Genomic DNA, 9,783 nt, shown 5'->3' with positions numbered 1-9,783 from the left:
TAAATGCTCAGTAATATACGGAAAATTGGATAGTTCATTCATAAATTTGAGTGATTTTTAAACTTTGCAACAGAACCTCCATGTGTATTCATGGTCTTTTCACACTGTCTACCTTAAGGGAATAATATCAGATCTGGTAAGACCACTCCCCTCTATATAGACACAAAACTTCAAACGACAGCGTATCGAGATGTCTGGTTGGTTTATCTATAGGATAGTGAGGGCATTTTCAAATTGCTCTAAATTGGATGGTTTTCATCAAAGCATCTTAACATTCGTGTGTTTCATCATTTATTTTCATTTGTGTAAAGTCGCTGTAATTGTTCCGCATATTTAGTAAGATCTTGCCATTCTTTTTGAGCAATCGTAAGATCAGATTGTATCCATTCCAACATTTCAGGATCAATAGTATCTATGGCATTCAATACCGCTTCATATTTAACTTGAATGATACTCCATTGTGTGGACAGTTGCTGCAGAGCCTGTATCGCCATAATAATTGCTTCTATCATGTCTGTCATATTATTTTGAGTGTCTGTCAAAATAGCAACATTGGATTGTATGCCAGAAAGACTTGCTTTTAAATTTTGAATGTTTGCCTCTGCCGCTGCAATCTTTTTCCTTGCCGCTGCAAGATTGTCTTTATTCGCACGACCAGAAGATATTAAATCCCAAAGAATATCTTTATTTTTTTTGATGATCTCACGATTCGCATCTATTTGGTCTTGTAAATCTGAACTCCATCCAGTTTCATTATTTATAATGGGCATGAGTATATTCGTATCTTTTTTTAAATGAATCACATCTGCTTCTATGTTAGATTGAAATTCTTGGAGCATACGAATCAATTGATCTGATTCCTTTTTATTTTTTGAAATTATAAGGAATAAATCTTGTATATGGGATTGTAGCTGCCCTGTTTGATTTTGCTGGATAGCCATGGATAGCTGTTCGTACTGTGATTGAAATTGCTCATTAAATTGAATAATATTTTGATTGGTTTCTAAAATATTTTTTTCTACTTTCCCCCAATTAGATGCGTTTTCTTTTGCTGTTTTTTGATGTTGAATCATGTCTGAACACAACGTATCCTGTATCATTTGAATACATGCTACATGTATTTCTGGTTGTTCTTGTATGTTATCAACATATGATTTCATAACAAGCATACTGGAACCAGTTTGAGCAAGGGCCTGTTTAAACTCTGCAGGACGTAAAGAATACATGTCTTGTTGATCTTTTTGGGAGATCGTCACTTGGTTACTTTGTGCCGCTGCCGAAGATATAGGGATTGCATAACTTGTTAGAACTCCAACCGTTAGTATGAGGAGCTTTTTTTTACAATATAGTATGTTCATATTTTCACCTACCTGTATCATCTATTTTTCTATAAAAATAGAAACCATCTGCTATAACACGGATGGTTCCTATTTTCTATTTGTCGGGTTCAAATATACACAATCGTTTTGAATCCCTAACAATTTTGATTATCTGTTCTATAAGTCCTCTTTATCCTATCTACATGTGTGGATACCTAAATTGCAACGAATTGTTTTCCCTACTTATTCTTTTGTTTCTGTGATAGTCAGCCCTGATAGTTGTTCTTGGATTTTGCCTGCCCATTCTCTTAAATCCTTCCAGCTATTTTTCGTAACCTCTAAATCGGATTTCATTAATTTTAATTCTCCTGGGCTCATTGTATCTATATTATCTAGTAATGTTTCATACTTTTCATATGTCGTTCCCCATTGAGTAGATATATGTCCTAAAGCTTCACGCGCGTCTTTAACCGATGTATGGAGATTGTTTATAGAAGATTGTGCACCTTTTAAAGTTCCAAGTGCTGTGTTAGCCGTGCTTAACTGCTCAGAAGCCTTTTTTAGTCCTTCTTTCGCAATGTTCATTGACTCATAGTTTGTATATGCTGTATAACTAGAACCTATGAAAGCTGCGAATGCTGCCGTGCCTAAAATAACAGGAACTAAAGTTCCCCCAGAGCAGACGGCTAGTGCAATCGCTACTCCACCTGCTCCAACAGCAAGACCCGCTCCTACTCCGCTACCAATTAAATATTTAATACTCTGATCAATTGTTGCATTATACGTGTCAATTTGTGTTCCAAGCGACGCAATAAGAGAATCTTTTCCAACTAAAATTGCGATCAATCGTGTTCCATCTGCATCAAAAGCTCGAATGTCCTGTCCTAATTTATCGCTAAATGTATCTAATTGCTTGATTACACCACCGACATCATCTTGTTGTTTTTTTGCATTTTTCATGAGTCTACCTTTAATCAGGCTTTTTATTTTCTCTTTATCATTATCATCAATAGCCGCTTCTAAATCGTTACTATATGTCTGGAATTGAGTATCATAACTAATAATACCTTGATTTACTTTAAGCAGCTGTTGCTTTAAATTTTTATTCCAAAATTTCGCATTTTCTCGAGCCGTTTGCTGGTGAGCCGGTAGTTGTGTTTTTAACGCTTTATCCTTGCTGTCTAGCTCGACCTGATCTAAATTAATATCAGCTTCCGCGTTGATTTTTTGTGCGTAGACTTGCATAGTAACATAATAACTGTTCATGTCTGTCAGATTTGTTTTAAAATTTGCTGTCTCTTCTTTATTTAGGTTCAATGGTCCTTGTTTATGATTTACGCTAATCGCTTGCTCTTGCGCAAATGCTTGAATAGGTGGCGTTAAGTTGACAGACGTTATGGCTAATAAAGACGCCATTACTACGACTTTATATGGGAATTTTCGCATTTTTCTCTCTCCTCATTGATTCGTTATTGTTTGATCGTTCGTATTTGGTTGTTATCCTTTTACTACATTGTCAAAGCTTTTGATTTGCTCATCTAATTGTTTACACAATGCTTTTAATGTTTTCAAATCCGAAGATGTCGGTGTTTCAGGTAACTCTTTGATTGCTTGTTCGATTAGTACCCAATCTTTTTGATGTTTTTTCAGCAAGTCCATCTCTGTGTCAACTTGTTCCTCAAACATACTTACTTTGCTTTCAATCAAAAGAAGTTGTAACGCTTGAATGTCAGCTGTTTGTAAATCTCGAGTTGCTGTATATAGTTGATTGTTTTTTTCTGCTAGGCTTACAATGGCATCTTTCTGTTTCTGAAGGATCCCACTACCTAAGGCCTCCGCTTCTATGATTTTTTTAATTTGCTCTATATCAACCTTATCCATAAAATCATATTTTTTAAGAGACTCAGTTGTAAGTGATTTTCCCTCTGGGGTATTAGCAAAATTCTCTTCTATTTCCTTCATAATTCTTTCAATGTCTACTTCTGCAGTTCCATCTTTTTTAGCTTTTTCTATAGCTGCTTTTTTAGCTTCCTCTAATTTTTTAGCAGCTGCCGCAACATATTCTAAGGCTGCTTGAGTCCCTCCTTTAGTTACCGGATACAACAATTTCCATACCGCACTGCCTATAGTAGTTCCAGAGTTTACTAGTATGCCAGGCACAGAACTAATGACATCTAAATCTTTTTGCATACTAGCTTGGATTGTTCCAATCCCTTTTTTCAATTCTGCAATTCGACCAGACCCTCCATTTAAAAATTTATCAGCTTCTTGAATACGTGTTGTCAAATTATTTTTATGTTTGCCTAAAGAAGTTTTAAGTTCCTCTAACTCATTGAGGGTTTGTTGAATATTTATTTGTTGCTTTTCCATTTTATCGCCTAATCTTGTTGGAATTACCTCCAAGTTTTCGTGCTCTACATACGTATCAAATGTTCTAACGAAATTACGATTACTTTCATTTATACGTAGTAAACGCTTGTTAAGGATTTCTCCGCGCCATTCCTTCATGTCTCCTTGAATCAATTGCTGTACATCTTGTAAAGCTGGAACCTGTGGAAGGTTAAATGCAGGCTGATTTTCGATAATAAGTGCATAGGCTTGTAATAATGCGGCTTGTTCTCCTAATTTTCGGAAAGAACTAGAGAATTGACTAAGATCCACACTTTTTATATTTTGTACTTGCTCGGGATGAACCATGGGTGCAGCGAATGCATTTGCTGTCCCTAAACTACTTGTCATAACGGTTGCTACTAACAAGCTTGTATATAACTGTTTTTTCATCTGTCTGACTCCTACTCTTATTGATTTTGTTATACAACTACAATCCGTACACGATCAAAGGAATTTTCCATAGAAGAATACTACCGAAAGTTTTGAGTGTGCATACCATTACGCATCTAGATTTTAAAAAAGCGTCTATTGCGCAAAAGTGATGTTATTTTATTTTTTATAGCAAGCATCTTCCTCCTTGAACTTGTTTGTTTTTTTGGAATATGCAGGATACATTCCGTACATATAGAAAACTAGATTGGAAACAATCTAGTTTTCTATTCATTCTCTTATTCCCTATCCGATTTGTTGACCTATACCGCTCGTTTTCATGATTTATATCCTATCATATACTTCATTTAGAAATGACAATTGGACCAGCGCAAGGTCGAATTAACTATAACAAAATTATTTTGAAAAGAAATTTCATAAAATGTCTCTTATGAAAGGACATCTTTTGTACATTCGCAGTAAAACGTGATAACAAAAGAAAAACATCCTGTTTTGGGAGATAAAACGTTCATTATGTGGTTTTTTCGGTTCTGTTGCAAAGTTTAAAAATCACTCAAATTTATGAATGAATTATCCGATTTTCCGTATATTACTGAGCATTTATTCTGAATGAGTGCATGTTAATTCGTATTTTTTTAAGAAATTAAAACTTTGCAACAGAACCTCTTTTTTTATTGAAAAGTACCTTTGTCTGTGGACATTTTAGAGATACTTCTTTTAGGGGTTACATGGTATATTTGACATCTCTAATGTGTTTATATCTTACATGGCTAACTATTGATCAAAATAAATAGTTAGCCATGTAAGATATAAAGAGGAAATAGGGAGAATTTTGAGGAATAATATAGATACTTAGATGAAGCCCTTGCATATATAAAACATCGGCGGAACAAATAGATGATATTAGGATATAAAAAACGTTCATCAAAAAAGGGGAAGAAATTATGCCAAAAGCTTTTTATATGGATATTGAGTATTACGAGAGACCTGCAGATATATTGCGGATACTTGGACATCCTATGCGTTTGATGATCGTTCGAGAATTAATTGCTAAAGGTCCATTAAATGTATCCGAGTTACAGAAGTTACTACGTGTTCCACAATCTACAATGTCACAGCAGTTAATAAAGTTAAAACAGTTTAAGATGGTTTCTTATGAGCGAAAAGGAAATGAGGTTTATTATATAGTGAGTGATGAAAAAGTGATTGAGAGTATGAAGGAAATAGAAGATTTGCAACAGTGGACGTAAGAAGACATGGAAAATCTCTCTATTTCTACAGATTGAGATAAACTTTTTTATAGTATATATGGTTTTAAAATAATGTAAACGATTACGAGATATGTGGAATATTCTATTTGTAAAAAAGGAAGGCATGCTTATGAAAGCAACAGGTATTGTACGAAAAGTAGATAATTTGGGACGAATTGTAATACCAAAAGAAACAAGAAAAATTTTACAGGTGGAAACAAGCGATGCTTTAGAATTTTTTGTAGAAGAAGATGCGATTGTTCTACAAAAATATACACCTCATGGTACTTGTCCTATAACAGGAGAAATATCTTCAAGGAATGTAAAACTAGTAGGTGGAAAGCTGACGCTGAGTCCAGACGGTGTAAAACAACTGTTAGCTGAACTAGAACCATACAAAGTAACTGTATGAGAAGAATAGGGGGAGAATTCATTGGAAACGAAATTACAATTATTTCAAAAGGATAGAGGTAAGAACATACTATTTTTACAGGAACACTTATTACAAGAAGCGTTTCAAAAGAAGAAGGATATCACGTTAATTCTGTTAAAAGGACTACATATAAAAGGAATAATAAGAGGATATGATACTTTTTCTATTTTAATAGAATATGAGGGGAAACAACAGCTTGTATATAAACATGCAATCTCCACGATTCGATTCTAAAGCCCACGGACAGGACGTTCACACATTTGCGGGTACCTGCCCCCCTTAGAAAAATAACTAGGAGTATAACTTTTATGTTATAATTTAATACTCAGCCAATATTTATACTATACAACGACGTCTAAAATAGTAACTGAAAAACCCATCCCTATTCTATATAGATATGGGTTTTTCTACTTCTGGTTTATCATATAAAACCCAACATGAAGCGGAGAGAATGGTACTATGTATCCTAAGTTTTTTGATAAAATGGCCTTTTCAAAAGAGCATAAAGATTTATTAATTCAGTTGTATAATAAAGAAATTACAAGAAATGAGTATAATCGTGTATTAAACAATCTATATGAGACAAAGCCTAAGGTAAATGAAAATAAGAACCAAGATAAAGTGCTGGGTTCTGCTGCAAAGTTTTTTTAACAGATAAAAACTTGGTATGATTACATTTTACTCTTTTTTCATAAATATTACTCCGATTTGAAATATGAAAGTAAGACTTCTAAAATGTTAGGTCTTAGAAGTCTTAGATTTTCTATATATGGGTCTTGCAATATTATCTTTCTTGTCCTTCTGTTTGATTCGCTTGGAATTCCATTTTCATCGCAATACTATCTCCCTGGAACATATTCTGGTCCATATTATTATCTTCGAAGATAAACTTTATCCAGAACCAATCCATCTTACCCGCCTTTAATCCACCCGTCTCTGCCCATTTTGCAAGGAATACTTTATGAGACGTGACTTCCGGATTTTGTGATTTTAATTCTGCAAGGGTTGTTTCGTATACAGGACTTTTAGCTGGATCCCAATCCCAAAGAAATTGTACTTTAATATGTTTACCGAAATCGTCTTCCTGATTATCTCGTTTTAAATCGTTCACGGTATAATCTACTTTCATTAGAACATCTTTAATATCTAACGTACCACTATTTTTTAAATTGAATTTCTTTAAAATTTTATCCCCAGGTTTCAAATTATCTAAATTAAGAGAAGTGGTAGGCTGCATAGCAAGATCTAATGTCCCCGCGGCTAATGTGTTATTCGTCACAACCTGATCACTAAAATAAGCATATGTCCCCCCACCGATTAAAGATAAACCAAGAGCGGCTGAAACCACTCCCACACTTAATTTCTTTTTCCAAGACATGTTTTATTCCTCCTTATAGTATTTTTCCCTATTAAATCAAAAACCTTTCCTCACATAGGTGTATCTTATTAATCATAAGATACACCTATATTGAAAAAATCACAGGAAGATTCTTTATGTATTAGGTTCCCGTGTCCATCTACATAAGAAACTTTATTCCCCCAAGTATCAAAAAATCTTATTCTTTCTAAACAAGTTAAATAGAAAGAACGACGAAGTAACCAATAAAACAGAGACTAAAAAATATTTCGTAGTCTCTTTTTTGATTTTACTTATTGAACCATGGCAGATACGATTACAGTAAATTCAGAGGTAGCATTCTTAGGGTTGGCAATATAAAGAGATCTTTTAGATACAACACTTGTGCGATTTCCGCTTAATACACCAGAAAAATGAGTAGGATCCGTTGCAGCGGACTTATCTTCCATTACATTAAAGCTAATAAAATCCGGATCTCCGCCACCTATAACCTCCCATTTCAAATATTTTGTTCCTGCTGGAAGATTCTCAGTACTAAAGTTGCCACTTGAACGATTTTTTTGTCCTGGTTGTGGCTCTTTACCTGATCTTACTCTTGCAATCTCTACTGTCGCTTTTGTTTCCATATCCATTCCCCATTTCATAATATATATTTGTAATCAGGTTACTACAGCAACCTAACTAAAATATACAATTTGTAGAAAAAAATGGGTATTGAGAAATATTACGGCGTCTTTATTCATAAATTAAAGCATATATATTTATTCCAACTAATGATGTAGCATTCCGAACATTATCAATGTACAGTTCTTTATTTTGTACTATTTCAGTTCGATTTTCGTGTAAAACATCACTAAAAATAAGGTCATCTATGTCCCAGAATTTATCTTCCATTACGTCAAAAAGAATATCATCTAAATCACCACTACCTGCTAATTCCCATTTCAAAAAACTCGTGCCTTCGGGTAAAGTTGCAGTACTAAATAACTGACCTGGATATATAGTTGCTACCAATTGCCTCTTTTTTATCTTCATGTTCATTAGCCCCTTTTCCAATAAGTATCATTTACTAAAATATATATTTTTTAGAGGTATTTAGGTATTGATAAAATCTACAGAATACTTAGTATTGGTGAATGCGAAAACATAAAGATAGTCTAAAAAATTATTTTATTAGGTTGAGATTTTTTAACCGTTTAAAAAGGTATAGCTTTTTTCTTAAATTCTACATCGTAAGTGACTCTAATTTTTCCCATAAAAAATCCCCTCCATAGTAAACAGGTTAGTGTTCTTTCTTTTTCCTGTCTACTATAAGGGGATCATATCACTTCCATACTGTACAAGAATAACGGACATACCCTTTTTCTATTCTATTGTAACAAGCCCCTGATAACCACCTGCTCGATTATCATAACTATATACATACAAATAATATTTTCCAGGTTGTGCAGTATACGTTTCAAATAATCGTTGTCCTTGAAATGTAGCATACGCCACTGGAGTTTTTAAGTTTTTTTCGTGATATAGGACCCAATTCATTTGAATCTGATTTTGATTGATCACCTCAATAGCCCATTTGTTTGGTGATTTCACATCTAATTGATAAATATCTAAGGAATTATTTGAATTAAAGTGACCTATAAAATTTGTTCGAAAAGGTAATGGAGTTGCCTCTTGAATGGATTCATTTGGTTCTTTGGATTCCAATATATTATTTGCAATACCTTGAAAAACAATATCACATTCTATTTGCTTATTAGTATTTACTCGGTAGTTTGTAAAATAGGCTGTCACTGTTTTATAGCCATTCCAAGGTTTCGTCGATAACTGTTGCAGTATGGTATCCAATACAGTATTTAGAATTCTCCAATCGGACTCAACACCTGCTGTTTTCTTTCCTGTATACGTACCTCGCAAGATAAACGTATGAAAAAAGTCAGATTGTTGTTCGGTCATGTTGGTATTTTGAAGCGGTATAATTTGGGTGATTTCTTTTTGCACCTCTGTCAAAGGCTTTGCTGTTGGTTGTTGTAAATACTCATCTGAAACAGCTGGAACAGTATATTCCTTTTGATGATCAATTAGCATCTGCATATAGTTTTGATACGCTGTATTGAGTGTCACATTCTTACTTACTGTTTCACGATATTGATCATATTGTATCACTTGATTATTTTTTATGATATGGTGCAATTGAGAAAATAAATCCCACCGATTTGCATACAGATAGGATTGCAAAGCAAACGCATAATTATAGAATTCCCAATTTCCATATGTGGCGTATAAGGTCTGCTGTAAGGTGTATCGATTCACAGGATTTACCGCTAACTGTTGAACGATTGTTTTTCTTGGTACAACTTGATGGGTACGGGTAGATCCAGCAAAAAATTCTGCACCACTTTCTTCGAACCAAGTTAAACGCTCATTTTCATAGAGCTTCCCTTCACCAAATAACCCTGGAACGAGATAACGCCCTTGAAGATAGTGTGTATACTCATGACGAAATAACTCTTCTAAACTATAGATACTATCCTGTGGCGTTCGCTCATACGTAAAGAAGGTTCCATGTAACTACTCAGCTTTTTCAGACAAAAAAGCAGGCCAAATACATGTTTCCGATTTGAAAACATGAAAAAAAATACT

At 34.0% G+C, this 9,783-nt stretch carries 11 protein-coding genes and 1 pseudogene; 4 read left to right on the top strand and 8 right to left on the bottom strand.

The genetic code is table 11. The features are described 5' to 3' along the window. Positions 1 to 287: 287 nt before the first annotated feature. The 3 genes from JDS99_RS28730 to JDS99_RS28720 form a co-directional block, all read right to left on the bottom strand. Complete coding sequence (locus tag JDS99_RS28730; RefSeq protein ID WP_199696224.1) at positions 288 to 1,358, bottom strand: ClyA family alpha-helical pore-forming toxin; 1,071 nt, start codon at positions 1,356 to 1,358, stop codon at positions 288 to 290. A gap of 204 nt (positions 1,359 to 1,562) precedes the next feature. Further along, entirely contained in the window at positions 1,563 to 2,765 is a 1,203-nt protein-coding gene (locus tag JDS99_RS28725) for an HBL/NHE enterotoxin family protein (RefSeq protein WP_199696223.1), read from the bottom strand. A 51-nt stretch (positions 2,766 to 2,816) separates the two neighbouring features. Further along, the gene (locus tag JDS99_RS28720) at positions 2,817 to 4,100 is read right to left on the bottom strand and encodes an HBL/NHE enterotoxin family protein (protein WP_199696222.1); all 1,284 of its coding nucleotides are present in this window, start codon (positions 4,098 to 4,100) and stop codon (positions 2,817 to 2,819) included. Positions 4,101 to 5,044: 944 nt separating this feature from the next. Between JDS99_RS28720 and JDS99_RS28715 the strand changes: the two genes are divergently transcribed. The 4 genes from JDS99_RS28715 (at position 5,045) to JDS99_RS28700 (ending at position 6,434) form a co-directional block, all read left to right on the top strand. Next, entirely contained in the window at positions 5,045 to 5,350 is a 306-nt protein-coding gene (locus tag JDS99_RS28715; protein ID WP_199696221.1) for an ArsR/SmtB family transcription factor, read from the top strand. A gap of 130 nt (positions 5,351 to 5,480) precedes the next feature. Beyond that, on the top strand, positions 5,481 to 5,762 hold the full coding sequence (locus tag JDS99_RS28710) for an AbrB/MazE/SpoVT family DNA-binding domain-containing protein (protein WP_199696220.1): 282 nt from the start codon (positions 5,481 to 5,483) through the stop codon (positions 5,760 to 5,762). Positions 5,763 to 5,783: 21 nt separating this feature from the next. Further along, a complete protein-coding gene (gene hfq / locus JDS99_RS28705) occupies positions 5,784 to 6,017 on the top strand; it encodes an RNA chaperone Hfq (protein WP_199696219.1) in 234 nt (77 codons plus the stop codon). 225 nt (positions 6,018 to 6,242) lie between these two features. Beyond that, positions 6,243 to 6,434 carry a hypothetical protein gene (locus JDS99_RS28700; RefSeq protein WP_000283267.1) on the top strand — a complete coding sequence of 64 codons (192 nt, stop codon included), beginning with the start codon at positions 6,243 to 6,245 and terminating at the stop codon, positions 6,432 to 6,434. 133 nt (positions 6,435 to 6,567) lie between these two features. On the opposite strand, the gene JDS99_RS28695 is transcribed toward JDS99_RS28700, so the two are convergent. The 5 genes and pseudogenes from JDS99_RS28695 to JDS99_RS32145 form a co-directional block, all read right to left on the bottom strand. Beyond that, the gene (locus tag JDS99_RS28695; RefSeq protein ID WP_199696218.1) at positions 6,568 to 7,161 is read right to left on the bottom strand and encodes a TasA family protein; all 594 of its coding nucleotides are present in this window, start codon (positions 7,159 to 7,161) and stop codon (positions 6,568 to 6,570) included. Between the two features lie 272 nt (positions 7,162 to 7,433). Further along, a complete protein-coding gene (locus tag JDS99_RS28690) occupies positions 7,434 to 7,766 on the bottom strand; it encodes a DeoR family transcriptional regulator (RefSeq protein ID WP_199664922.1) in 333 nt (110 codons plus the stop codon). Between the two features lie 109 nt (positions 7,767 to 7,875). After that, entirely contained in the window at positions 7,876 to 8,175 is a 300-nt protein-coding gene (locus JDS99_RS28685; protein WP_199696217.1) for a hypothetical protein, read from the bottom strand. A 330-nt stretch (positions 8,176 to 8,505) separates the two neighbouring features. After that, complete coding sequence (locus JDS99_RS32150) at positions 8,506 to 9,228, bottom strand: hypothetical protein (RefSeq protein ID WP_242475784.1); 723 nt, start codon at positions 9,226 to 9,228, stop codon at positions 8,506 to 8,508. Positions 9,229 to 9,249: 21 nt separating this feature from the next. Further along, a pseudogene (locus JDS99_RS32145) lies at positions 9,250 to 9,693 on the bottom strand (collagenase); the annotation flags it as partial. Positions 9,694 to 9,783 lie beyond the last annotated feature (90 nt).

The organism is Bacillus cereus group sp. N6 (assembly GCF_016483705.1).
GTDB lineage: Bacteria > Bacillota > Bacilli > Bacillales > Bacillaceae_G > Bacillus_A > Bacillus_A wiedmannii.
This window is presented reverse-complemented; position numbering and strand designations above follow the sequence as displayed.

Excerpts from the sequence above, each read along its gene's own strand:
- JDS99_RS28730 (WP_199696224.1), bottom strand. The coding sequence starts at position 1,358 with ATGAACATACTATATTGTAAAAAAAAGCTCCTCATACTAACGGTTGGA.
- JDS99_RS28725 (WP_199696223.1), bottom strand. The coding sequence starts at position 2,765 with ATGCGAAAATTCCCATATAAAGTCGTAGTAATGGCGTCTTTATTAGCC.
- JDS99_RS28720 (WP_199696222.1), bottom strand. The coding sequence starts at position 4,100 with ATGAAAAAACAGTTATATACAAGCTTGTTAGTAGCAACCGTTATGACA.
- JDS99_RS28715 (WP_199696221.1), top strand. The coding sequence starts at position 5,045 with ATGCCAAAAGCTTTTTATATGGATATTGAGTATTACGAGAGACCTGCA.
- JDS99_RS28710 (WP_199696220.1), top strand. The coding sequence starts at position 5,481 with ATGAAAGCAACAGGTATTGTACGAAAAGTAGATAATTTGGGACGAATT.
- JDS99_RS28700 (WP_000283267.1), top strand. The coding sequence starts at position 6,243 with ATGTATCCTAAGTTTTTTGATAAAATGGCCTTTTCAAAAGAGCATAAA.
- JDS99_RS28695 (WP_199696218.1), bottom strand. The coding sequence starts at position 7,161 with ATGTCTTGGAAAAAGAAATTAAGTGTGGGAGTGGTTTCAGCCGCTCTT.
- JDS99_RS28690 (WP_199664922.1), bottom strand. The coding sequence starts at position 7,766 with ATGGAAACAAAAGCGACAGTAGAGATTGCAAGAGTAAGATCAGGTAAA.
- JDS99_RS28685 (WP_199696217.1), bottom strand. The coding sequence starts at position 8,175 with ATGAAGATAAAAAAGAGGCAATTGGTAGCAACTATATATCCAGGTCAG.
- JDS99_RS32150 (WP_242475784.1), bottom strand. The coding sequence starts at position 9,228 with ATGCTAATTGATCATCAAAAGGAATATACTGTTCCAGCTGTTTCAGAT.